The 24110-nt window shown below is 53.5% G+C and carries 27 protein-coding genes and 1 pseudogene; 10 read left to right on the forward strand and 18 right to left on the reverse strand.

Annotation, left to right across the window (positions count from 1 at the left end; translation table 11 throughout):
- From K3T82_RS16565 to K3T82_RS16590, 6 genes are read left to right on the forward strand one after another with little or no spacing between them, the layout of a single operon-like run.
- Window positions 1-1458: a hypothetical protein gene (locus K3T82_RS16565; RefSeq protein ID WP_220194545.1), complete on the forward strand. Its 1458-nt coding sequence runs from the start codon at window positions 1-3 to the stop codon at window positions 1456-1458.
- 10 nt (window positions 1459-1468) lie between these two features.
- Entirely contained in the window at window positions 1469-1669 is a 201-nt protein-coding gene (locus K3T82_RS16570; protein WP_220194546.1) for a hypothetical protein, read from the forward strand.
- Window positions 1653-1934 (forward strand): hypothetical protein, encoded by a 282-nt coding sequence (locus tag K3T82_RS16575; RefSeq protein WP_220194547.1) that lies wholly within the window; start codon window positions 1653-1655, stop codon window positions 1932-1934. Before K3T82_RS16570 ends, K3T82_RS16575 begins: the two co-directional genes overlap by 17 nt.
- A 9-nt stretch (window positions 1935-1943) precedes the next feature.
- Entirely contained in the window at window positions 1944-3059 is a 1116-nt protein-coding gene (locus K3T82_RS16580) for a peptidoglycan recognition protein family protein (protein ID WP_220194548.1), read from the forward strand.
- Between the two features lie 9 nt (window positions 3060-3068).
- Complete coding sequence (locus tag K3T82_RS16585; RefSeq protein ID WP_220194549.1) at window positions 3069-3440, forward strand: phage holin, LLH family; 372 nt, start codon at window positions 3069-3071, stop codon at window positions 3438-3440.
- A gap of 56 nt (window positions 3441-3496) precedes the next feature.
- Window positions 3497-3721, forward strand: a complete 225-nt coding sequence (locus tag K3T82_RS16590) for a hypothetical protein (RefSeq protein ID WP_220194550.1) — start codon at window positions 3497-3499, stop codon at window positions 3719-3721.
- A gap of 47 nt (window positions 3722-3768) precedes the next feature.
- On the opposite strand, the gene K3T82_RS16595 is transcribed toward K3T82_RS16590, so the two are convergent.
- A complete protein-coding gene (locus K3T82_RS16595) occupies window positions 3769-3981 on the reverse strand; it encodes a hypothetical protein (protein ID WP_220194551.1) in 213 nt (70 codons plus the stop codon).
- Window positions 3982-3989: 8 nt separating this feature from the next.
- The gene (locus K3T82_RS16600) at window positions 3990-4406 is read right to left on the reverse strand and encodes a hypothetical protein (RefSeq protein ID WP_220194552.1); all 417 of its coding nucleotides are present in this window, start codon (window positions 4404-4406) and stop codon (window positions 3990-3992) included.
- A gap of 149 nt (window positions 4407-4555) precedes the next feature.
- Between K3T82_RS16600 and K3T82_RS16605 the strand changes: the two genes are divergently transcribed.
- Complete coding sequence (locus K3T82_RS16605) at window positions 4556-6271, forward strand: recombinase family protein (protein ID WP_220194553.1); 1716 nt, start codon at window positions 4556-4558, stop codon at window positions 6269-6271.
- Here the strand turns inward: K3T82_RS16605 and K3T82_RS16610 are convergent.
- Window positions 6217-6513: pseudogene (locus tag K3T82_RS16610) on the reverse strand (MutS N-terminal domain-containing protein); the annotation flags it as partial. The gene K3T82_RS16605 and the pseudogene K3T82_RS16610 overlap by 55 nt on opposite strands.
- Before the next feature lie 244 nt (window positions 6514-6757).
- Here K3T82_RS16610 and K3T82_RS16615 point away from each other — a divergent pair.
- Window positions 6758-7165: a lipopolysaccharide assembly protein LapA domain-containing protein gene (locus tag K3T82_RS16615; RefSeq protein WP_220194554.1), complete on the forward strand. Its 408-nt coding sequence runs from the start codon at window positions 6758-6760 to the stop codon at window positions 7163-7165.
- Between the two features lie 231 nt (window positions 7166-7396).
- Here the strand turns inward: K3T82_RS16615 and K3T82_RS16620 are convergent, their stop codons facing one another.
- From K3T82_RS16620 to nusA, 15 genes are all read right to left on the reverse strand, one after another.
- Entirely contained in the window at window positions 7397-8293 is an 897-nt protein-coding gene (locus K3T82_RS16620; RefSeq protein WP_220194555.1) for a hypothetical protein, read from the reverse strand.
- Window positions 8294-8334: 41 nt separating this feature from the next.
- The gene (locus K3T82_RS16625) at window positions 8335-9108 is read right to left on the reverse strand and encodes a hypothetical protein (RefSeq protein WP_220194556.1); all 774 of its coding nucleotides are present in this window, start codon (window positions 9106-9108) and stop codon (window positions 8335-8337) included.
- Window positions 9109-9116: 8 nt separating this feature from the next.
- On the reverse strand, window positions 9117-9806 hold the full coding sequence (locus K3T82_RS16630; protein ID WP_220194557.1) for a hypothetical protein: 690 nt from the start codon (window positions 9804-9806) through the stop codon (window positions 9117-9119).
- A gap of 363 nt (window positions 9807-10169) precedes the next feature.
- The gene (locus K3T82_RS16635) at window positions 10170-11591 is read right to left on the reverse strand and encodes an FtsW/RodA/SpoVE family cell cycle protein (protein ID WP_220194558.1); all 1422 of its coding nucleotides are present in this window, start codon (window positions 11589-11591) and stop codon (window positions 10170-10172) included.
- 122 nt (window positions 11592-11713) lie between these two features.
- The gene (locus K3T82_RS16640; protein ID WP_220194559.1) at window positions 11714-12157 is read right to left on the reverse strand and encodes an FHA domain-containing protein; all 444 of its coding nucleotides are present in this window, start codon (window positions 12155-12157) and stop codon (window positions 11714-11716) included.
- A gap of 12 nt (window positions 12158-12169) precedes the next feature.
- Window positions 12170-13063, reverse strand: coding sequence for an FhaA domain-containing protein (locus tag K3T82_RS16645; protein WP_220194560.1), 894 nt, complete (start codon window positions 13061-13063; stop codon window positions 12170-12172).
- Window positions 13060-14019, reverse strand: coding sequence for a bifunctional riboflavin kinase/FAD synthetase (locus tag K3T82_RS16650; RefSeq protein WP_220194561.1), 960 nt, complete (start codon window positions 14017-14019; stop codon window positions 13060-13062). Before K3T82_RS16650 ends, K3T82_RS16645 begins: the two co-directional genes overlap by 4 nt.
- 180 nt (window positions 14020-14199) lie before the next feature.
- Window positions 14200-14604 (reverse strand): tRNA pseudouridine(55) synthase TruB, encoded by a 405-nt coding sequence (locus K3T82_RS16655; RefSeq protein ID WP_220194562.1) that lies wholly within the window; start codon window positions 14602-14604, stop codon window positions 14200-14202.
- On the reverse strand, window positions 14523-15095 hold the full coding sequence (gene truB, locus K3T82_RS16660) for a tRNA pseudouridine(55) synthase TruB (protein WP_220194563.1): 573 nt from the start codon (window positions 15093-15095) through the stop codon (window positions 14523-14525). Before truB ends, K3T82_RS16655 begins: the two co-directional genes overlap by 82 nt.
- Window positions 15096-15114: 19 nt before the next feature.
- A complete protein-coding gene (locus K3T82_RS16665; protein WP_220194564.1) occupies window positions 15115-16155 on the reverse strand; it encodes a DHH family phosphoesterase in 1041 nt (346 codons plus the stop codon).
- 8 nt (window positions 16156-16163) lie between these two features.
- The gene (gene rbfA, locus K3T82_RS16670) at window positions 16164-16556 is read right to left on the reverse strand and encodes a 30S ribosome-binding factor RbfA (protein WP_220194565.1); all 393 of its coding nucleotides are present in this window, start codon (window positions 16554-16556) and stop codon (window positions 16164-16166) included.
- Window positions 16557-16790: 234 nt separating this feature from the next.
- Window positions 16791-18515, reverse strand: a complete 1725-nt coding sequence (infB, locus tag K3T82_RS16675) for a translation initiation factor IF-2 (protein ID WP_236031323.1) — start codon at window positions 18513-18515, stop codon at window positions 16791-16793.
- Window positions 18476-19321, reverse strand: coding sequence for a hypothetical protein (locus K3T82_RS49130; RefSeq protein WP_268886640.1), 846 nt, complete (start codon window positions 19319-19321; stop codon window positions 18476-18478). The genes infB and K3T82_RS49130 overlap by 40 nt, the downstream gene beginning before the upstream one ends.
- A 663-nt stretch (window positions 19322-19984) precedes the next feature.
- Window positions 19985-20341, reverse strand: coding sequence for an RNase P modulator RnpM (rnpM, locus tag K3T82_RS16680; RefSeq protein WP_220194567.1), 357 nt, complete (start codon window positions 20339-20341; stop codon window positions 19985-19987).
- 109 nt (window positions 20342-20450) lie between these two features.
- On the reverse strand, window positions 20451-21581 hold the full coding sequence (nusA, locus tag K3T82_RS16685; RefSeq protein WP_220194568.1) for a transcription termination factor NusA: 1131 nt from the start codon (window positions 21579-21581) through the stop codon (window positions 20451-20453).
- Between the two features lie 402 nt (window positions 21582-21983).
- Between nusA and K3T82_RS16690 the strand changes: the two genes are divergently transcribed.
- Both K3T82_RS16690 and K3T82_RS16695 read left to right on the forward strand, forming a co-directional pair.
- Complete coding sequence (locus K3T82_RS16690) at window positions 21984-23129, forward strand: acyl-CoA dehydrogenase (RefSeq protein ID WP_220194569.1); 1146 nt, start codon at window positions 21984-21986, stop codon at window positions 23127-23129.
- Window positions 23130-23165: 36 nt separating this feature from the next.
- A complete protein-coding gene (locus K3T82_RS16695; RefSeq protein WP_220194570.1) occupies window positions 23166-24101 on the forward strand; it encodes a class I SAM-dependent methyltransferase in 936 nt (311 codons plus the stop codon).
- Window positions 24102-24110 lie beyond the last annotated feature (9 nt).

Here is a 24110-nt window from a genome sequence, read left to right on the forward strand (position 1 = left end):
ATGGCACTTACAGTTCGACAAAACGGGACGGGTCCATCCAACCTCATCTCGGCTGATTGGTTTAACGACTTCTACAAGTTGTTTACCGGGCAGATGGCAGATCAGCCGATCACCTTCAAACCGAATGTTACCCTCCGGGCAATTAGTGCTGCTCCTTCTGCGCCAACCCTCACAGCATCATCTGGCACAGGCTTGGGAATCGGAGTGTACAAGTATGCGGTGACCTTCATTTCAGCCGATGGTGGAGAAACACTCCCAAGTACAACCGCAAGCATTACGACAACGAGCGGAAACCAAAGCGCCTTCCTCACCCCCCCCATTGGTCCGGCAGGAGCGACAGGACGTAATATCTACCGAACGAAAGTTGGAGGTACAGCACTCTTTCGCGTAGCTCAGCTTAATGACAATACCTCAACAACGTACACAGATACGCTCGCAGATGCTTCTGTAGGCCCCGCCGCTCCCACGCATCCATCCTTTGGTGGCGCTCTCAAGTTTCAAGATGCCAATGGGAATACCAACCTGACGATCTACTCCGATGGATCTCTCGTATCAGCAGGAGGCACCACCAACCTCTCTGGCTTGCTTGTAACGGATGGGTTGCTCGGCAAATCAACTCCTGGCGACATCATCGATATGGGAGGAACCAACACACTCTACATTAAAGGTCCAGGTGCTATCACCTTCCAACCCAATGCAGGAAACTCGGTAGCAGGTATAAATGGGAACGGTTTGTGGATTGGTGGTGTCAGCCTGGGTGACAGTGGTGGCAACCTCTTAGTGCCTGGAATCTCCTCCGGTTCACCGAGTAATGGCTTCACCTTTGGTCGTAACTCTGGATCAACGACCAGCTTCATCAACCACATCAACTCCGGTGGTGGGTTTGGCTTCAAGATCAATGGCTCTGCGAAGGCGCAGATCTTGAACAACGGAAACTTTGTCATCGCTGGTAACACCTACTATACAGCGCAATCCACGATTTTCTACACCGCAGGCGGCGCGTTTGCTGGTCTGGACTTCTCAGAGGTCTATCAGGTTGATCAGGAATATGCTATTGGCACCGTTGTCTGCCCCCAGGATGTTGCCACACCTATTGCTTACGATGGTACACCGCAATCTGGTCTGCCTCTGATGTCACAATGCACACATGAGAAGTGTGCTCTCGCTGGTGTCATCGTTCTCGTTCCCGGCTATTGCGCTGGCATGCCAAACTATCCAGGCATGGGCGACGACTATGACAGCAGCAAACCACTGAAGCAAGCAATCGCACAAGTTGGTCGTATCTTTGCCAACGCAACTGGCACCATCTCTGGTCGTCAGTATGTCACCTCAAATGGAGACGGAACCGTCCGAGCGATGGAATCTGGTGAATCTGGTATGTCCCTCGGCATCGCACTCTCCCCCACCGTCTCTGGTTTAGTTCCTATCCTCGTTCGCCCTACATTCGTCACCGTCTAAGGAGCCTCCCTTGAAACAGCACCTCACTCTCACCTCCCTCAAGCAAGTACAGGAGTTAGCCGTCCTCTCCAAGCACTACGAGGCCATGCTCCAAACAATCCAAGCTTCACTCGTCAAGGTCGTTCAAGATGACACAGGCATTGACGTGTCGAGCGGTGAGTGGCATCTCGATACCGACACAGGAGCAATTGAGCATGGCACCGCAGATTAATCCTGACAACTACCAAGAGATAAGGCAAATCGTCGTGGACGCAATTGAACCCCTCAAGGAGCAACTCGATAGGATCTATGAGTCCTTGAAAGACGACTACGCCCGCAAGGATGTGATTGAACCACAGATAGATGCACTGCGCAATGAGGTCAAGAGCCTGAAAGAGCAGGTCATTGGTACTCCACAGAAGCTTCTTATGTACGCAGGCTCTCTCGCTGCCCTCATTTGGACCCTCATAAACATCTTTCAGTACCTCCATAAGTAAAGGAGTCCCATGTCCATCATCCAAATGCCCACAAGCAACTTCTGGAAGGACCGCTCTGGCTACAAGCCGAAGTGGTTGATCGTGCATGGCACTGCTGGTGGCTCTAGCGCAAAGAATATCGCGCAGGGCTTCATCAACAGCCAGGGCACCAACAACCCGGTGTCTGTCCACTACGTGATCGGCCAGGACGGAACCATCGTGCAGTGTGTGCAAGAGAAGGATGCCGCCTGGGGAAATGGCGTCATTGATGCTGGCGCTGATTCCTGGTGGTCGAGTGCCCTCAATCCTAACCTCGTAACCATCTCGATTGAGCATGTGAAGCCGGACACCCAGAATGCTTCGGCCCTTACACCTGCGCAGCAAGCTGCATCCTTCTCCCTCATTCGTGAAATCTGCCAGCGCAATGGCCTCCCAATGAGGAAAGCAGACAAGAATGGCGGGATTACAGGCCACTTCTCTATTGCCCCCATCAACCGCGCTCATTGCCCCGGCACCTACCCCTGGCAAGACCTCTTCAACTACCTCAAAGGAGACGACATGCTTCAAATTACTGATGCCTTCGCTGCGGCCTACTTTAAGCAGGTAGCCACAAATCCTCTTCGCTGGCAATGCAACAACGGCTATGCTGTCCTGGGAGGCATCCTTGATTTCTATCGCAAGATTAATGGTGCCCCTCGACTTCCAAAGGGAAATGAACAGTACAACATTCCTGGCGTTGTGTGGCAGTTGTTTGAGGGTGGGATTATTGTGTACGATCCAGAGGGCAAGCTAGATAAGTTCCACACACCATTCCCTCCCTGCTACCTCCTCAAGCTGGACAGCGATCTGGCGAAGCAAGTCCTGGGTGCAGGTAACACGACTGATCTCCAGAACCAACTGAACGCAGCCAACACGGCACTAGCGAATGAGAAGCAGACTGCGACATCCCTCCAGACGGAATTAAATACGGCAAAGACACAGCTTGATGCGGCCAATAAGGCTGCTACTCAGGCGACTGCTGACAAGAACGCCGCACTGGCCCAGGTTGCCGATCTTCAGAATCAGATTGCCAACGCCCCTGACAAAACCGAAATCCTCAACGACCTCATCTCAGCTCTCCAGGCTGCTGCTAAGAACATCGCATAGGAGTACATCATGCAACTTAACGATTGGGAACTTACCCTTATTGTCCAGTGCGTCTTCCCCTTCATCACTTCCCTGATCCTTCCCCTTGGTGCGTGGTTCTATCATTGGCTCCTCTCGAAGCTGCCTGCCAATCAGCAGAGTGTGGTCGAGGCAAATGTTGAGAAGGCTGTGAAGGCTGTCGAGCAGGCGCAGTCCCTTGTTCCTGGCGCAGTGAAGAAAGAGTATGCGACCAACCTGACGAACGCATTGCTCAAGACTGCTGGTGTGAAGGCCACTCCTGAGCAGGTTGATACGCTGATTGAGGCTGCTGTCTACCAGTTCAACGTCAATCGCCCCAAGCAGGTGACTGCTGCAATTCCTGCTGTTCCCTCAAACAAATAAGTTTACTTGCGTTGCTGCCTGCTATTGTGTAGTATTACCTCTACAAGGAGGTACATATGAAGAAAAAAGAGCTACCCTACTCACCACAACAGCCTGGACAACCTCAACAGATAACACAGTTCTACCACAAAACTTTAGGAAAGCTCGCGGCTGATAACTTCGAGAAGGACTGCCGAGAGATGGAGGCTGATGGGTGGCGATTGGTGTTTGCGACACCTCTTGGTCACGGTTCTGGCTCAGTAGGCACTGATAGCCCTATCGTCGCCATCTACCAAAAATAAAAAGAAAAGACCCCTGCCCACATGTTGGGTAAGGGGTCATCGTATTTCTAGTTCATCCAGTCTTCCCACTGGTTATCGATCTCCTCGGCAATGTAGACCAACCGATAAATGTTCTCGCCTATGTCTTTGAAGCCGAGAGCAGTCGGTCCATTCTTCCAGCGATAGGTAAGATCGTATTCACCAGGAACTTCAACCAGATTGTCTTGTGTCTTGATGAAACCCTCTATCGCTGACTTCTGAAACGTGTCATCTCCGTTCATGGCTCCTCCTAGATGCTTTTCAATACCGCTTCAATCACACTACGAGCCTGAGCCTGCTTTTGTGCCGGAAGTGTCGAAATCAGAGCCGTAAGAGGATCACTCGACTCCTGGGAGAGTCCACGTCTGGCATTGGGGTACTTGTCAGGCCAGTGTTTCATTGTTTTCTCAACCTCTTCGGTGAGTCCGAGCAGTTTACAGACTTGATAGAGATCTATGTCAAGGATAAGCATTACCTTCAAGAAGTAGCCATACGGCATTCCAGCAGGTGCGGTCCTTGAGAGAACGCTCACCTTATCTGGCGCAATGTTTGCATTCTCTGCCGCTTCCTTGCGTGTCCAATCAAATGCTCTTAGTCGGTCGTTTACCAGTTGCGCGAGAGCTTCCTGCTGCTCCGGTGTAAAAACGATGTCCTTCTCGTAAGCCATCTATCGCAACACCTTTCTCGATTACTTGTGCTAAATGTTGAATCGTAGACATAGTAGCAGGTAGGATACTGTTTGTCAATGGTTTGACTTTTGAGTTCCCCTCCAGTATACTCGATATATCGATACAAAGCGATATAGAAGGAGTATATATGACTCAATATGAATTGCCAGATTTGACACAAACCTCGCCGGTGTATGCCATTGGCTATGCCCGTATTTCTGGTGATAAACAAAAGGATGGAGCTTCGCTTGAAACCCAGACAGCCGCTATGCGTCGTTATTGTGCCGAGCGTGGGTGGGTGCTGCTCGATGTGGCTCAGGAGGTCTACAGTGGGTACTATCTCATGGAGAGGAAAGTTCTGAGCGAGCAGGTACGCACTGTTGTCCGTGAGCGGCAAGCACATGTCGTGATTGTCAACAGCTTTGACCGTCTCTCGCGTGACCAGACCCATTCAGCCGTACTGTATCATGAGATGATGGAGAATGGGGTACATCTGGTAAGTGTGACTGAGGAACTGGACAATTCTCCATTTGGGACGTTTCTTCGCCAAGCTATCAGCTTTGCTGCTGAGTTAGAGCGACAGAAGATCATCGAGCGTGCGGCTCGTGGGACACAGAACCGGGTGGATAAGGGGGAGATGATCGGTGCTGGTGTGCCGAAGTATGGGTACTCCTGGGGAGAGAACAACAAGTGCTACGTCATCAATGAAGATGAGGCAAAGATTGTGCGTGAGATCTTCGAGCGATATGTGACACATGGTCAGTCGCTTCGTGCCATCGCAAAGTGGCTCAATGAGGAGAAGATTCCAACGCGACATATGAGGCGTGGAAAAACGGATGAGTCTGGTTCTTGGTTTGCGTCCACACTGAGAAACATGATTGCGAGTGAGGAGTACCGTGGTATTGGCTATAATCGCACCCTGAAGTGGGTAAGGGTTGATGGTCGCCGCAAACGGACAGAACACCCCAATCCAACGCTCTTGCCTGATGGTGTGGTTCCTCGCCTCATCTCTGACGATATGTGGTACGCTGCCCAGGCCAAGCGAGCAGTCGCCAAGGTTGAGTCACCTCGCAATAATCGGGAGCCAGAAGAGTGTCTGCTCCGTGGTGGTTTTATCATCTGTGGATACTGCAATCGCGTCATGCAGGTCGCTCGCGCTCGAAACTACTACGATAAATCGAGAGGGAGAACAAAGCACCGAAAGGCACAGTACGTCTGTAATTCTGGTGGTGAACTTCCTGGTCGTTGTTCCAGACGTGCATCGATGATGATCGATTTTATTGATAACGAGGTGTGGGTTGCAGTCAAGGAACTGCTCGAAAATCTTGATCGCGTGCGGGAAGTGCTGACTGCTCCGGTTGTCAACGGTGTTGCGGCTCACCTCTTGAGTGTGGAGAGCCAGATCGCGGATACCAAGGCAGAGATTGCTCGGCGCGTTCAGGATATGGCAGGATTCACCGGGTACGCTCGTGAACTTACTGTTGCGGAGATCAATCGACTTGAAAAGCAACTGAAAGACCTGGATGGAATGAGATTGCAAGCTATTCCAGAGGCGAAGCAAGAAGAGAGCGTCCAGAGAGATATTGAAGCCTTTCTCTCCTGGTGTCTTACCTTCAAGGGGAACTACGATGCAGCCACGTATGAGGAGCGGCGTAGAGCGTTACGCCACCTGGGTGTGAGGGTCTTAGTGTACCAGGAATCGGACCCGGATCGTCCCAGGTATAAGATCACTGGTAAACCAGAGTTGTTCGCTCGCCTGCACCTGAAGAAGGAGGAGACGGATGGGAAGCAAGCGACCGATTCTGTACATACTTCCTCGCAGATCGCCACGCGATATCCTTTGCCTACGAGTCGGGCGATGTAGCCATCTGCCGCATGATGTGGGATGCCAGCCATGGGTGACTTTTGCCCACGCCCAAAGTCGCGACGGGTCAGGGCAATCTCTAGCTCACGCGCCACAATTTCGGCGTCGTCGTCAAACATCTCATAGAAGTCGCCCATGCGGAAAAAAAGGATCGCGTCGGGATGCTGGCGCTTGATGTTGAGATATTGGCTGCGTACCGGGCTATGATTATCGGTCTCTTTTGCGAACTCTTCGAATAGCACTGCTCTCTCCTTACCTCCTGTGCTCACGCCTCTCAGTATAAGACTATTCCTTGGATGCGTCAATTTGGCGGAAGAGCGGTAGGAAATGCAGAGCTCGGAAAGTGTGATGGTTGTGCTCGAAGCGCTCTAGAAAAGCAGGTAGAGAGTTAAAAAGTTCGAAGATGTGGGCAATTTTGTGCTATGCTACTTGTCACTGGCGATGGTTGGATTATAATATGTATATATTTTGAGTGAGGAGGGCATCTTGTTCTACCTTGTATTAGTGATGATCGTGCTTGTGGGCGGAGTGATTGCGCTGATTGCCGTCCAGAACCTGGGTAATCCCATCGCGTTAGAGGTGCTCATCTGGCAATCGCCGGCACTTCCGATTGGTTTTATCCTGTTGGGTGTGTTTCTGCTGGGCGCAATCCTGCTCTACCTGGCAAGTGTCGGATCTGCTGTCTCTGACCGTGAGCAGATCAAGCGGTTGCGCAAGCGTGTCAAGGAGCTTGAACAGCAGGCAAATCAGAATCAGAATCAGAATCAGAATCAGCCGCCAATACCACCCAATCCAATGCAATCACCTCAGGGGCCTGCTGCCGCTCGCTCGCAGATGCAATCGCCATCATCTATGATGCATATGCCCGGCATGTCTGGACCACTCCAAAAATAGATCTAAAGAGTTCTATTCTGAGCATGGAACTCTTTAGATTGGGCACTTCTCAGCGCGAAAGCGCTTCGCAGGGGTCATGGGATGCGAACTAGAAACCTCAAGCTATCTAGTTCGCATCCCATGACCCCTGCGAGTTACTACAAGGCGATAAAACGTCCTACTGTAGCAATTAGAAGGCATGAGCCCAGCATATCGGCGCAAAGCTTTAGCTTTGCGCCGTGTCCCGCTATCCTAATTATTCCAGATCTGTCCAAGTACTTTGCGGACGAGGTCTGGTAAATCCTTCGTGCCTGTATTTACCTCCTCTTCCGGCGGACCTTTCTCTTCAGGCTTTTTTTTTTGAACCGTACTGCTCTGATCTGGCTCTGTTTCATGGGGAGTGTTAGCTTCACCCGCCTGCTCTGGCTGTTCAATAGGTGAATCTTCCTGTTGTGGTTGTGAGCCTAGTGGAATTGTTGGTTCGTCTTCAATTGGGCGCTGCTCTGGTGCGACTGTCGATTGAGTTGGTAGGGCGGGCTGGGTCTCGGTTATCTTCTCCTCCTGAGTCTTGTGGTGGTGTTTGCGCAGGTCCTGCTGTGTCTCTTCATCCTCGTTTTCTATTGATGGTTGGGTTATTTCATCTTTACCTACCTCTGATTCAATAGGGGATGACTCTTCCGGCGCTTCGACCTCGTCAGCGATGGTCTCAGATGCGGATTCATGTGTCTCTTCTTTCTGTGTATCGCTGAGGTCTCTCTGAACAGTTTGTAGCTCGCTCTCTTCCTGCGTATTGCTACCGATCTCTATTAGTTCAGGCTGTACGTCTGCCTCTTCAGTCTCTAGTGGCGTCTCTATGCTGGTGAATGATGGGATAGTGCTGGCTTCTTCGATTGGAAGCCCCTCTTTATCAGCGGCAGGGAGGTCTTCTCTTACTTCCGCTTCATCATACGATACTTCCACCGTCTGTTCTGGTTCTGGCTGGACAAGTGTATGTGCTTCAGTGGCTGTCTCGTCTTGTTCTGGAAGTGTTGGTATGCTTGCCTCGCCTTGCTCAGAGTCTGTGGCTATGCTCGGTTGTGACTCGTTCTCTGGCGTTTCAACTTGCTCCGCTTCAGCGTTTGCTATGGGCGCAACAGGCTCCTCTGGCACTTCTTGAGGGATGGCCTCTTCAGAGGATATCGCCTTGACCTCTATAGGCTCTTCGGGCGCCACTTGCTCAAGGGGGGAAGCTCCTTCGTGATGGATTTTTTGGGCGCGACCTGTTCGGAAGCGGCTTGTGGTTCACTTGATAGAGACGGCCCAGGTTCAAGCGTAGCTGTTGGAGCCGGTTCAGGCTGTGAGGTAGGCTCTGCCTCTCCCTCCAGAAGCTCTTCCTCGTGCATAAGCCTTTGAAGCAACTGTTCTTCGCTGGTCAGAATGATTCCAGGTGTTGGCGGCATGGAGAGTTCCGCGGATTGGCTGGCCTCCTGGGCGCCCTGCTCATCACTCATTGATTCTAGCCAGTCATACGCGCCTTCCAGGGCGTTCTCGCACCAGCGTGTGTAGTCGCCGCGAATCAGGTCCATCTTTTCACAACGCTCAAGGAGTTGTGCGGTATGATCGAGCCAGATATCGCCTCGGTCAAGCATTCGATCCAGCAGCAGCAAGTTTTCTACACCGCTTGCTTGCAAGCGTGCCAGGACTGAAAGAGCGATAGGGGATGGTTGAACCATCTCAATTAAAGACGAGTTCTCTTCCACCTGTTGCTCTATAGAGGCGAGTTCTTGTTGAAGCTGGGCTATACGTTGTTGCAGGGACCAGAGCTGATAGCTTTGCGTGAACTGCTCAACCTGTGAAGGGTTCAGGCGCGCGAAAATAGTATGTAGCGCTTCGGGATAGCGTGTAAATGTGCCTTTTGTCTCTGAATCCCCCCATGTGGATCCTGCTGGGTGTACTGTAACTGGTCTCTGTTGCTGGTCACTCATCCCCTTCTCTACCTCCTCTCATTGTTCGTGGGTGGGGCGTTAGGCGACATCGTCTCGCGGTGCCAGCGCTGTGCCCAGCGCTTGACAAGCTGATTGACGCGCTCGCTCTGTTGATCAACGGGGAGCGTGTTTGGTGTTTCTGTAGGAGCGGGTGTTGCTATCTTTGAGGGTGCCTCATATACATGAGAAGGCGCGCTTTCTGGCTTGCCAGGCGCGGTGGGTATGGGCCTGGTTGGCGTCTGCTCTAGTTGTGGCGTTTGCGCTATTTGTGGTTCTGGAATGACCTGCTCAGCCGGACTCGTTTGTGCCGTGGGAACGGGTGCTTCGCCCCAGATGGCGAGTGATGGTGTGTTCGCCGCCCGTTGAAGTGGCTGTTGTGCGACCGGTTCTGGAGCAACTTCCTTAGTCTCTGACTGGTTGGCCGCAGGGGGCGTATGTGACGCAGAGGTCTTACGCATCTCAGATATTGGCTGTGCCTGTTGCTCAATGGCGGCGATGGCGCGTGCATGCTGATGTTCTGCTAGCAATGCTCTGACCAGCGGATTACTTGTTGCTGGCTCACCATAGCGCGCGAGCGCCTGCTCATATTGATCGGCTTCCTTAAAGAGGTGCTGCAGGCGCTGCCGCAGTTGTTTCTGCTGTTCCTGCAATTGCTGGCCTACTTCGCGATAATAAAGCCATTGCCTGTATTGACCCATACGTCATATGCCCCACAAAATAAACAGTACTGAACAATTTTTCAAGAGGTGCCTCATAGTTTATTGCCACAAATGCAGTATAGCATCCTAGCTAAACAGGGAGCAAGCAGGGTGAAAGTGCGCCATGACCTATCAGATTGAAGCAACACCTCAGAATCAGCCAGATAAATTTCCTACGCTGGCAGTGGGTATGCTCTGGCTATACATCAAGCGTGCGAAGGCCCATACAACGCTTTCTGTGAGTGCGGGAAAGGCACTTGGGAGCGTAAAGTTATTGTGTATCTTGCGAAAAGGCCCAGAAAATTGTAGCGCACGCCACAATTTTCTGGGCCTTTTCCGCTTTTTAGATTCTAACGTCAGACTTTATTGCCCGCCATCGCGCTCGACGGCAGTGTTATGCGAGATTCGTAAGAGGATGCCGACAATAATGAAGTTCGCAATGACTGAGCTACCACCCTGACTCAGGAAGGGCAGCGGAATACCTGTCAATGGCATCAGCTTCAGGTTACCAGCGATAATAACAAGTGTCTGAACGGCGAAGATTGTTGTCAGCCCCGCAGCCAGGAGTTGCTGGAATGGCTCGGTGGCCTCCATGGCGATGCGATAGCCACGATGAATGACCAGTAAATACAGACCCAGTATCGCGAAGAGCCCTATCAGCCCCAATTCCTCGCCTAGCCCGGAGAACATCAGGTCAGACTCTACGACTGGAATAAAGAATTTACCAGCAGGATGACCCAGGCCGAAGCCCGCGCCAAAGAGACCGCCACTGGAGAGACCAACCAGGCCCTGCATTATCTGGTAACCTGGGCCGTCAGCAAAATCGATTTGTTGCTGAGTCCAGGTGCGCCAACCTACAACGTCGAAGGACACGACAGCAAAGCGGTCGCGAACGTAGGAGGGGAGAAGCGCAAAGCCGATAAAGCCGAGCACGACGAAGGCCCCAAGCGCCACCAGGACATAGGTCAGGCGACCACTGGCAAGATAGGTCAGAGAGAGGAAGGTCGAATAGATCAACAGGGCTAGGCCCAGGTCCTTTGCGATCAGAAAGATCATCAAGGCCAGTCCGAGCATAGTAAGCAATGGACCAAGCTGGCGCAGAGGTGGCAGACGAAGCTTGCCCAGGCGCAGATAGCCTTTCGCCAGGATATCGCGGTTATCATTGAGATAGGCCGCGAAGAAGATAACCAGCGTAATTTTCAGTAGCTCTGAGGGCTGAAGGCCAGTGCCGCCTACACCCAGAGAGTCGCGGGTAGGACCGCCACCATGGCTAAGAATACCGTTGATTAAGGCTGGAAGTGCCAGCACAAAGCTGACTAAAGCCCAGCTATACTTATAGCGTCCCAGCCAGTTCACATTGCGTAACACTGCTAAAGTGATACAGCAGAGACCCATGCCAATCACGACCCACATCAACTGGCGTGATCCCAGCGAGTCAATAGGTATAGGCAGATCGGGCCCAACGCGGGTGGCGAAGAGCACGCCTATGCCACTCAAGAGGCCAACAAGGGGCAGTAGGACCTGGTCAGCTTTACGAAAAAAGATATTGAAGACCAGATGCACTACGATCAAAGCCGCGATCAAACCGAGTACTGGGATCAAACCCTGAATAGGTGGCAGTTCCTTCGTGCTAAAGTTTGTATTCGAGTTGAGCGCGTCTGTCTTAATCGAGTTGGCGAGAAGGAGTTGAGTCATGATCAGCAGCATGATCGCGCTGGGTATAATTAGCAGGCTCAACTCTTTCCAGCGATAGCCGGATAACCTGCCCGGTGATGTGCTTGCCATTCTTTTTCAACACCTCTCTATTCGAAAACCTGAGCGCGTAAGCGACGCGGGTTTTGTATAAACGCTTAAACAAACTGCCTGAAAAGAACTGGCTCTGTGGGATGCGGTGCGAGTACGCGCGCTCATTGGGTTAACTTAAATTGGATATAGCCAACGCTGACGATATCACCAGCGCGAGCGGTCAGTGCTTCGCGCGCGGGCTGATTATTGACATAGGTTCCGTTGGCGCTGCCTGCGTCCTGCACGTACCAGACACCATTGCGCAACCAGAGCCGGGAATGTTCGGCGGATACCACCTGATCTGAGATCTGAATGGTATTGGTGGGTCCGCGCCCGATGCTGGTTTGTGGCTCCAGGGCAAAGCGCGTTCCTGGCATCAGGCTACTGGGACCACTATTGACCACAACGAGGTGCCCAAGCGCCTTTGAACGTCCTGCCCCACTGCCACCTCCCGACTTCCGCAGATCGCGTGTAATTGCCAGTACCACCTGCATTAAGAAAAGGTAGAGCAGGATGACCAGCAGGATACGTAATATGAATAAGAACGAATCAATCTGTAATGGCATGTGGCGGGAATCTCACCTTCTCTCAAATTGGAAATCGTAGCTACCAATGGTGAAGGTATCACCTGGGCGTAGCACGTGTTGTCGCATATGTGGGGTATGATTGATTGTAATGCCATTGGTACTGCCGAGGTCAAAGATGGCAAAATGACCGTCTTGGAATTTAATCTGAGCGTGATAGCGAGAGACTCGTTTATCTTCAACGATGATATCGTTACTTAGCTGGCGACCGATATTGACCACCGGCTTTTCAATGCGGTAGATTTGCTGTCCTGCCTGAGGCAGGCGAATCGTAAGCCACGCTGGAGGCATCGCCTGCTGGGGTACTTGTGGCGCGGGCGTGGGTGGTGGATAATTCGGGAAATTGGGGTTACTGCCCTGACCGTGAGCAGGCGGCGCGGGTTGCGCTGGCTGTGCGGGCGAAGATGTGATCCCAGGAAGCTGTTGTCCCTGGGGGAGCGCGGCACGAATCTGCGCGAGTTGTTCTGCGCTTAGAGCCTGTGTTGCCATGGCGCCACCCGCTTGTCCATCCGCGATCTCAGCTTCAATGCGTACGTCGCTTACCGCGAGTTCGCTAGAGGCATGAAGGCGAATCACTGGCATGGTGCGCAGAGTATAGCGCCGATGACGCGCGAACTCGACCAGGTGATTCTGCCAGTCACGGATGAGCATCGCCTGGCTGGCTGTGAATTGCTGGTGGTCTTTAATGCTCAGGTAGATGTCATAGATGTTGGGCGCGAGACGGCGTCCCTCGCCTTGCAGGAGGGTATTGTCTTCCATTGCGCGCTCTAGATGGCGTTGCAGCTCAACTGGCTCCAATCGCGAAGGAAAGAGGCGGGCAAAGGGCCGCTCAATCATGCGCTGCATGAATGATTCGAATTTATTCAGTGGATTCTGGCGAGCATTCAATGGCTCACACTCCTGATCGCTAAGATGTGTCGCGCTTGCTGGCTATCCATCGCAATCTGAGCTTTTAAGGCATCAATACCAGGGAAACGCTGTTCGCCACGCAAGCGGGCAATAAACTCTATTACAATATAGGTATCATATAAGTCGCGACTGATATCAAGTAAATGGGCTTCAATCAGACGTTCTTTCCCATTAAACGTTGGACGTATACCAATATTGACTACACCGTTATAAACGGGGGACATTGCTTGCTCGTCACTTTCTGCCTTCTGCTGCACCTGGACACGCACGGCATAGACGCCATTGGCGGGTATCAGCTTGTGAGCTTCCGGGCGCAAATTGGCCGTTGGGAAGCCGAGCAGACGACCTCGTTCGTCGCCATGCACTACGATCCCATCGACGCGCACAGGGTGTCCAAGCAATTCGTTGGCTTCCGCTACCTGACCTTCCTTAATGAGCGCGCGGATACGCGTGCTGCTAATGCGTTCGCGCTCTGCCTCTTGGAGGGTTACAGCTCGCACTTCAATGTTGTGGCGCTGACCATATTCCTGTAGGAAGGCGACATTTCCCATTCGCTTATGCCCCAGGCTGAAGTCGGAGCCAACTACTAGCGCTTTGATATTAAAGTGCTGACAGAGAAGATCCATGAATTCCTCGGCGGTAAGTGCCGCGACCTCGGGCGTAAAGTGAATTACGATGGTATCTTCAACCGTGCCGATATGCAGAGCTATCTGAAGCTTCTCCTCCAGCGTTGTCAACCATTGCACATCGATGTCTGGTCGCACGACCATCAGCGTATGTGGCGTAAAGGTGACTAACACCGGCTTGCAGTGATGCGCTTGCGCGACTGTTTGAAGCTCCTGCAAGAGGCGTTGATGACCTAAATGGATGCCATCGAAATTGCCAATGGTGATGGCAATAGGCTCTGTACTAGCGAGTGTCGTTGTGTATTTCATATTTAATTACGTATATATTTGAGATTATTCCTGGTGTATACGCATAAACGTACATCGTGCTTCGCAATATGACGCACAGTATCCCTATAGTACCACAGCCTAATTTCGTGAGGCAATAAGGATAGCCATAGCGATTGAAGTACATTCTTATAAAGCGTGTACTTGCGCTATTGAGCCCGGCTATGATGGGGTGGCAAAGACCTTTCTGGGTTGCCAGCGTGACTGCTCCTCATCCCAGGAGGCGATTGCCAGAAATCGACCCTCATTATCATATATACGTGCCAGGGAGAGAGGTAGTTGTGCTGGCTCTATCTGTACCTGAAAGGCATTGCCGTGGAGCACCTGTTGCGTCTGTTCGGCGGTAAGCGTAATGGCGGGATACTGATTCAACACGCGATCCGATGCGCAGAGCAGGGTATGAACAGTTCCCTCGGTGACGGCGTTCTCAAGCAACTCAAGCGTTACGCTCTCCTCAAGCGGAAAGGGACCGCTGCGTGTGCGTATCAGTCCTCCCAGGTGTGCGCCGCAGCCCAGGCGTTCCCCAGATCGTACGCGAGCGAGCGAATATACGTTCCTTTGCTGCACGCGACCTCCAGTGTCAGGCGAGGTGATTCCCAGTTCAGAATCTCCAGCCGTTCAAGTGTTACCGGGCGTGCTTGAAGTTCAATTTCGCTGCCAGCTCGCGCCAGTTTATAGGCAGGCTGACCCTTGATCTTAATCGCCGAATAACGGGGAGGAAATTGCATTTGCGCGCCGAGAAAGGTTGACAGCACACGCTCAATCTCCTCACGTGTCAGGTTTGAGGTATCGCCAGTGCGCAGGATCTGTCCCTCGGTATCGTAGGTATCGGTCACGATTCCAAAGATAACCTCCGCCCGGTATGCCTTGCCACTCTCGCTGAGATACTCGGCGACGCGTGTACCTAAACCAACACAGATGGGCAGAACGCCGCTGGCGGCAGGGTCAAGCGTGCCAGCATGACCGACACGCCTCTGCTTGAGTAGCTTGCGCACGCGTGCCACCACGTCGTGCGAGGTCATGCCTAGCGGTTTGTTTATGTTGAGTATTCCGTCCATAGTTCCCCTCTCAAGTTGCTCAGGATTGAGCGGTATCGGTAGGGGAGGCGAGTCGGCGGCACTCCTCTTCCAGCAGTGCTACCACTTCTGCTATGGCCTCTGTTAGCGGTCGATTGATCGTTGCTCCAGCAGCACGGGGATGTCCACCACCTCCCAGACGCACACAGAAGGACGCGGCATCAAAGGGCTCATAGGTGCGCAGGCTCAGGCGTGTTGTTTGTGGCTCGCCGTAGCTTTTAAAGAAAGCCGCGACCATCACCCCTTCAACGTCGCGCATAGTGCCAACACACCCATCATCCATGTCCTTTGTCGCGCCAGCTATCGTCAGGGTCTCATCATTGGCATATGACCAGATTAGACGACCCTCGCAGGCTGTCTGGGCCTGTTTGGTGACTTCAGCTTGTAGGCGGAGCTTCGCCAGTGGATGAGTGCGGAAGAGCGGCTTGACCGTGACTTCCGGGCTGGCTCCAGCTTCCAGCAAGACCGCCGCAGCTTCCATCGTTCGCGCGGATGTGTTGGAGTATTGGAAGGAGCCGGTATCGGTAATCATTCCTGTGAGCAAGCATTGCGCGGCATCCTGGGTCAGTGGGAGCTGTGTCTCTTGCTGGAAGAGCACCAGGAGTTCGGCGGTTGCGGCTGATACTGTATCGATGATGCTAACCTGTCCACAACCATTACTGCTCACATGGTGATCCAGATTCAGAATCGGCACGCGCGCGAGAAAGTCCTGATGGCGTTCGGCGAGCGCGCCATAGCGATAGAGTTCACCAGCATCCAGGGCGATGACCAGGTCAAAACGCTCATCGCCAAGCGAGGTCTGAAAGCGCCCATAGCCGGGTAAGAAGCGGAAGTCGGGCGGAACCGGGTCGATACAGACTGGTACACACTCTTTCCCTAGCTGATCTAGCATCAATGTCAGGCCCAGCGCGGACCCCAGGCAATCGCCATCAGGTCGCTCATGAGCGAGGAGCGCGATCCGTCGAGCAGGCTGGATTAGCGCCATAGCTTGTTGTACGCGTAGGGCGTCAATATGCCCAAGCAGGGCGGGATGAATAGTCATCTGACTCATTATTCCTCGGATGTAGAAGTAGGTGCCTGCGCGTCCCGTTGTTGGTCCTCGGCTACCACTTGATTGATTAGTGAAAGCATGCGAGCACCCTCGGCGATGGAGTGATCCAGCTTAAAAACGAGATCTGGCATGTAGCGCAGGGTGATGCGCTCAGCGATTTCGTGGCGCAGGAAGCCTGCCGCGTTGACGAGCCCTTTGATGGTCGCCTGCTGTTCCTCAGGTGTTCCCATGACGCTGACCATGACTTTCGCGTGACGCAGGTCTCCACTAACCTCGACGTGGGTAATGCTCGCGAAGCCAACGCGAGGATCTTTGACTCGCGTGCGGATCAGGTCGCTTAGTTCGGCGGCGATCAATTCGCCGAGTCGCTCTTGACGATGTGGATTAGCCATATCTCAACCCATCCTCTTTCTCTTTGAAGCGCTTCCGCGCTCCATCTTGCAGGGTCCAGGTGGAAGTGCTTGGAGGTGATATATCCCGATTGCCGGGAATGGGCGCTACGAAGAGCCGCGCGGCTCTTCGTAGCGCCCATTTGTGAACGCAAGGTGTCGGATAACGTAGAGCGCATCCTGGTCCGCAAATGGTTCAGATGTGGCCTTCCGTGTTCCGATACCTCGCGTTGATATTTACGCTTGCGAGCCAGGCAGAACACGCTCCTGGTTAAAGGCTTCGATGATGTCTCCAACCTCAACAGCGGAGAAGTCCTCAAGGACGATACCGCACTCGTAGCCGGTAAGCACCTCGCGCACGTCGTCTTTCCCACGGCGGAGCGACGCAATCTTCCCTTCAAAGGCCTTCTCTTTGTTACGTATGATTCGAGCCTGTGAAGAGCGCGTGATCTTGCCATCGGTGATACGGCAACCAGCGATGACTGTGTTGCGACCAGACTTAAAGGTCTGCATCACTTCGGCATGACCCTCGATCACTTCGCGATACTGCGGCTCAAGCATACCGGTGAGCGCGGCCTGAATGTCGTCGATCAGCTTATAGATGATGTTGTAGTAGCGGATGTCCACGCCCTCTTTTTGCGCCTCGCGTAGAGCCGCGCCGTCGGGCTTGACGTTGAAGGCGATGACGATGGCACCCGAAGCCGCCGCCAGGTGGACGTCCGTCTCGCTGACGTTACCGATGCCCTCACGGATCAGGCGTACCTTCAGGTTCTCCTCACCCAGTTTGGAGAGAGAGCCCTTGATGGCTTCGGCGGAACCCTGTACATCGCTCTTTAGAACAACATTAAGTTCCTTGACTGTGCCTTCCTGCATCTGTGTGTAGAGCGTATCCAGGCTGACCTGGCCAAGATTATTAGTCTCACCACGGCGCTGTTCAAGCTCTTTCTGAGCCTGCTGGCGGGCCGTCTTCTCATCCTCAAGCACTTCCAGGTGGTCACCAGCCTGAGGTACTTCGGGGAGACCCATAATGCTCACAGGTGTGCTTGGTGGTGCTTTCTGAACGCGCTTACCGCGGTCGTTGAACATCGCGCGCACCTTACCTGAGATTGGGCCGACGACGATATTATCGCCCATCTTGAGGGTGCCCTGCTGTACCAGAACAGTAGCCGAGGGGCCGCTGCTCTTCTCCAACTTGGCTTCGATGATGACACCCGTGGCTGGCAGATTGGGATTAGCCTTCAGGTCCTGCAACTCGGCGACGAGCAGAATGTAATCGAGCAGTTCGTCGATACCCTCACCCTTCTTTGCCGAGATAGGTACACAGATGATATCGCCACCATATTCCTCGATGAGCACATCGTTCTCGACGAGTTGCTGCTTGACGCGATCCGGGTTGGCGTTGGGTCGATCAATCTTGTTGAGCGCGATAATGATAGGCATCTTCGCGGCGCGCGCGTGATCGATAGCCTCGCGCGTCTGTGGCATGACACCGTCATCGGCGGCTACAACGATAATGGCTACGTGCGCGACCTGAGCACCGCGAGCGCGCATAGCGGTAAACGCTTCGTGGCCCGGTGTATCCAGGAAGGTGATCTTCTTGTCGTTGACCTCTACCTGATAGGCACCGATATGCTGTGTGATGCCACCTGCCTCACCTGCCGCAACCTTTGTCTTGCGGATGACATCAAGGAGGGAGGTCTTACCATGGTCAACATGGCCCATGATTGTAACCACAGGAGGCGTAATGACCATATTCTTGTCGTCACGTGTTGCCATGGCCTCGCTAGCCGACATCGTGCTACGTGTGCCAGTGGGAGCTGTGATCTCTGCCTGAGAAGGCTCAAAACCAAGATCCTGCGCCACAAGCGAGGCCTTCTCGTACTCAACCACCTGGTTAATGCTTGCGAAGACGCTATGCTTGATCAACTGGCGAATGATCTCGTTTGACGTGACATCAAGCATATCGGCCAGATCCTTGACGATGATCTGAGGCGGAATCGAGACTGGCCCTGTGACTTTCTCCTTGACCACAGTCGCACGGCGCTCAGTAGAGCGATGCGAGGATGATCCAGAACTTTTTCCGCCGGGTCGGTTGCCACCACCTGGGCGCGAAGGGCGCGAGGGGCCAGATGAAGGTCCACGATGCTGCGAAGGGCCGCCACGTCCTGGGCCTGAGCGATAAGCTGGCGCACGCCCACGATCGCCACCGCTACGCTCTCCGCCACCGCTACGCTCTCCGCCACCTCGCTCATTCTCGCTGCGGTTGCGATCTCCTCGTTCGCGGTCTTTTTGCTCGCGTTCGATAACGGGCGCACCTCCCGCACGACCAGGACCGCCACTTTGTGGGCGATAGGGTCCTGGGCCACCGGGGCGATTGCCAGAGAATTGGCCAGGTCCTTGAGGGCGATTACCGGAGTACGGCCCTGAACCTTGAGGACGTCCGCCCGCATAGGGTCCTGGGCCACCAGGGCGATTGCCAGAGAATTGGCCAGGTCCTTGAGGACGACTGCTAGGGCCATAGGGGCGATTGCCGGGACCGTGCTGTCCGGGGCCTTGAGGACGACCACCAGGGCCAGAGGGTCGACCGCCAGGGCCGTGTTGACCAGGGCCAGAGGGTCGACTGCCAGGGCCACGATGAGGGGCCGCAGGACGGGTATCGGCTGTGGCTGAAGAATTTGCGCTTGTATCTTTATCGTCTGTTGTACGTGTAGTTGTCTGTGAGGCATTGGGCGAACGGCGTCGCGGAGCTGCCTTTGGCTCCTGTTCATGACTGCCTGGTGCAGTGCTTTCGGATTTTGAGTGGCCACTGCTATTTCTGGTTCTAGCGGTAGTCTCTTTGGCCTGCTCGGTTCCATCTGTGAAATCAGATGTGTCTCTCATGAAGAAGACTCCCTTCTATCATCTGATGCGCCCGAAGGCGACGGAAATCTCTCTTCACAGCCATAAAAAAGGTCTGTCGCCCTTCCTTGAATATGGAGGAGAGGGGTGACAGACCCTCGTTGGTGCAGTACCAGGCACGTTTCAGTCTGCGCTTATTTAATCATAGCTGATCACTCCGCAAACATTCGCTGCTATAACTGCCCTGTAGACGAGGGGCTGTGTCTCTAAGAAGAGTAGAGATAAAACAACACATTGTTCAATCCCCATCTGACCACCGACCGGGTCAGATGTCAGTATTGAAACCCTATCCACACCTTGTGGAGGAAGGGACGACTAAAGTCTTATCGAACCCCAACGCCGCTCTCGCGGCTTGTACTGAGGCACTCAGGGGTTCAAATAAGGAGTAAGAAGAACAGTGAACAGTACATACTGAACACTAGTTGATTGCGCTTTAAAATTGACTGCTTAAGTATAGCCTACTCTACAGATCCTTGCAAATGGTAGTTGTTATTACAGGACTTCCCTGAAGAAAAGGATTGGTAATGAGCAGATTAGGCTCTGGGTTCTGCTATCTTTTTGCGTGCGACCTGCTCTTCATTGGAAGAGGGAAGCTCCTCTGGCAAGGTGGCGATGAATGCCTCCAGGCCAGTGCGGTCCTCTTCCGAGATGGTCTCTATCTTTAGCACCTGTTCCAGTCGTTTGCCCTTCATGATTTGCCGCCAGCAAGAGAGGCGGGCACAGAGATAGGCTCCTCTGCCCGACTTCTTGCCAGTCGCGTCGATAAGGACATGACCATCTGGTGTGCGTACGACACGCAATAGTTCCCGCTTAGATTTATTGTCATGGCAGGAGACACACGTGCGCAAAGGAACATGCTTATGTGGTTTGGGTTGGTTAGCCTTTGCCATAAAGCAGTGCGACCTCCTTACTAGTATACTGTCTCTGACGAAGATGTTCTCTCATTCGGGGAGACCACCAGAAGGGGCGCCGAATGGAGTTTATAATTTGTAGCGAGCGCTAGCGATTACCGCGTGAACGCCGTCCAGAGCGTTCATGACGTGAAGCGCTGATTTCCTGTGACTCAACAGGTTCCTCATAGACTTCGCCCTCGGCGGGTTTGGTCACATCAACACGCCATCCGGTCAGTTTAGCTGCCAGGCGTGCGTTCTGCCCATCCTTACCAATCGCCAGAGAGAGCTGACGTTCGAGCACTGTAACAATCGCCGTATGATCGAAATCTCGCAATTCTACTTTCAATGGCTTGACAGGGCTAAGAGCATTACCTACAAAGGTTGCCGGGTCCGGGCTCCACTGGATGATATCAATCTTCTCATCATTTAGCTCATGTACGATATTATTAATTCGTTGTCCACGCACTCCTACACAAGAGCCAATGGGATCCAGCCCTTCTTGACGCGCGTAGACGGCGACCTTGGCGCGGCTACCAGGCTCTCGCGCGATGGCTTTGATCTCGACCGCTCCGTCATAAATCTCTGGCACCTCGTTCTCAAAGAGGCGACGAACCAGGTCCCGGTGTGTGCGAGAAACCAGAATTTGTAGCATTCGACCCTGTATGCGCCGCACATCATAAACATAGAGACGCATACGTTGCTTGGGGTGATAGCGCTCGCCTGGAATCTCCTCACTGTTAGGCATCAGCCCTTCAACTCTATCGACCTTGTCCAGGTCGAAGTCGACGACCCAGCCGCGAGCGGGTTCCTTGCGTGTGAGGGTGCCAAGGCGAATTTCTCCTACCCAGCCTTTGACTTGCTCATAGAGGTGCTCATGTTCTGCCTCGCGGATGCGTTGCAGAATCACTTGTTTGGCGGTCTGCGTTGGAATACGCGAGAAGATGAACGAAGAGTCTACATCGATAAATTGCCCGAGCGCGGCATTGGGGATCAACTGTTGGGCCTCCGCCAGCGATACCTCTTCGTTCGCATCATGGACCTGGGCCACTACACGTTTCGACGCCCAGACGTGGACATCACCATTCTTGTCCACCTCGATGCGCACATTCTCGCCGCCTCCGAAGCTCTTACGATATGCTGCTAAGAGGGCGTTTGCGACAGTCTCCATTACCACTTCGCGGGGTAGTCCCTTCTCGGCAATTAATTGCGCGATAGCCGCCTGAAATTCGGTCCTCATATGCCTTACTCCTCCCGCTGGTGCCCAGTCGATGCATGTAATTGTTACGTGTGCAAGAGAAAACGTCCCTGGCAAGCAGAAAAGTGGGAATCAACCCACTTTTCGCAAAAAAATTTCTCAGTTCTTTTTGTATTATAGCATGGAATTTGAGCACTGTAAATGAGCATATTAGCTTGCTCACTCTATAGAACGTACGTTGTGTGGCGTTTTATTCCATGCTGTCGTTTTGACCTCTCTGAGCAAGGGATGGCGCGTCACTTGTGATATACTCCCTAGTAGATAGCTTAACTATACATGGTCTTATGCGAAAACCAACTCTCATGCGAGGGCACGGCGCCGCTGGCGCACTCAGGTTTTCTCATAAGGAGTACATGATCGTTGCGAACGAAGGAGCACCTTACTATGACTGTGTCGCATGTCAGCGAAGACGAGCAGGCACTTGTGGAGGCGATTCGCGAGATTGCCAGGGAGCGCGTGGCTCCCCGTGCCGCCGAGATAGATCGTAGCGGGGAATTTCCCTGGGATATGAAAGAGTTGCTGGCGAGCCATGATATTCTGGCAATGCCGTTCCCCGAGGAGTATGGCGGCATTGGCGCGAGCGAGTTGACGATCTCAATGGCGATTGAAGAGCTCTCGCGTTGTTGCGCTACGACCGGGCTGATCCTGGCGGTGCAGCAGCTTGGCTCAATGCCTATCCTCCTGGCGGGCAACGATGAGCAGAAACGCCAGTATTTCCCCAAACTGGCGAGTGGTGAGTGGCTGGCGGCCTTTGGCCTGACCGAGGCTGGTTCGGGATCGGATGCGGCAGCCATGCAGACCTTTGCTGTCCGCAAGGGCGATAGCTACATTCTGAATGGTTCCAAGCGCTTTATTACGAATGGCGGATTGGCCCAGGTCAACACTATTTTTGCCATTACCGATCCTGAGAAGGGGACACGTGGGATTAGCGCCTTTATTGTGGAGAAGGATTTCCCAGGTTTCTCAGTCGGGCGTATCGAAGATAAGATGGGCATTAAGGGATCGCAAACGGCGGAACTGATCTTCGACGATTGTGAGGTTCCCGCCGCAAACCTGCTGGGGAACGAGGGGGAAGGCTTCAAGATTGCTATGCGCACTCTGGATCGCACGCGTATTGGTATCGGTGCGCAGGCTCTTGGTATCGCTCAAGGCGCGTTAGATCTGGCTGTGTCTTACGCGAAGCAGCGCGTTCAATTTAAGCGACCTATCGCGGAGAATCAGGGCATCCAGTTTATTCTGGCTGATATGGCAACGAAGGTTGAGGCTGCTCGCCTGCTCGTCTATCATGCCTCTGAACTGGTAGATCAGGAGGATGTCCACTTCAGCAAATACTCCTCGATGGCGAAGATGTTCGCCTCGGATGCTGCGATGGCGGTCACGAATGACGCCATTCAGGTGCTTGGTGGCTATGGGTACATGAAAGAGTATCCTGCCGAGCGTATGATGCGCGATGCCAAAATTACCCAGATTTATGAAGGGACGAACCAGATCCAGCGCCTCGTTATCGCGCGTGCGCTCCTGATGGAGTAATTTATCGCGGATCAATGAGCAGATGTGGAGCCAGGTGTGGTAGCGGGAACGCGTGCCAGCCTGGCTCGTTTTATTGAGGAAATGATTATGCCTTCCTTTAACTTTGATTCGCTCGCGGCGATCTATGATGCCACCCGTGGCTATCCCGATGAAGTCGCCACGCATATTGCGGGCGTACTCGATGAGACAGTGACGGCCTCGACGCGCACCCGTTTTCTGGAAATTGGCGTGGGAACAGGGCGCATTGCTCTCCCATTGGCGGCACGAGGACGAGTCTATACCGGCATCGATATTTCGACACAGATGCTATCACATCTGGAAGAGAAGCTTCGTGCGGCGCATTGGGACACGGTGGAGGCTCCCTGGGGCGCGTGTGGGGATGAGGTGGAGGCTCCTGAGTGGGTGAGGCGTTTCCGCCACACGAAGCCGGAGGCCAGTATGCGTCTCGCGGTGGCGGACGTTCATCAGATGCCCTTGCGTGATGCTTCCTTTGATGTGGTGATCGCGGTCCATGTGCTGCATCTGGTTGAGAATTGGCGGCGCGTGCTGGAAGAGGTGCGGCGCGTGCTGACACCGGGTGGCATGTTTCTGCATTGTGCTGATTCGCGCGGTGAATCGGGTGTCCAGGAGGTACGCTCGCAGTGGCGGCGTATCCTGCTGGAACTGGGTCATGATGAGCAGCGTCTCTATCGCCCAAGTGAAGAGGCACTGGATGAGGTATGTGCCTCCTGGGGCTGGCAAGTGGAACGCTGGAATGCCATTACCTGGGAGCGCAGTCAGTCTCCCCGTCAGGTGCTTGCCGGCATTCTTCGGCGCGATTGGTCCAGTATGCGCCGCGTACCCAATGATCTCTTCGCTGAAGGGTGTAAGCGCCTGGAGCGTTGGGCAGCCGCGCGCTATGGTGCTCAGATGGACACTCCACTCAAGGATGAGCGGCACTTTGTGATCAGTCGCTATCGCGTCAAGGGATAGGGGATTATA

This window comes from Ktedonospora formicarum, assembly GCF_016587355.1.
GTDB lineage: Bacteria > Chloroflexota > Ktedonobacteria > Ktedonobacterales > Ktedonobacteraceae > Ktedonobacter > Ktedonobacter formicarum.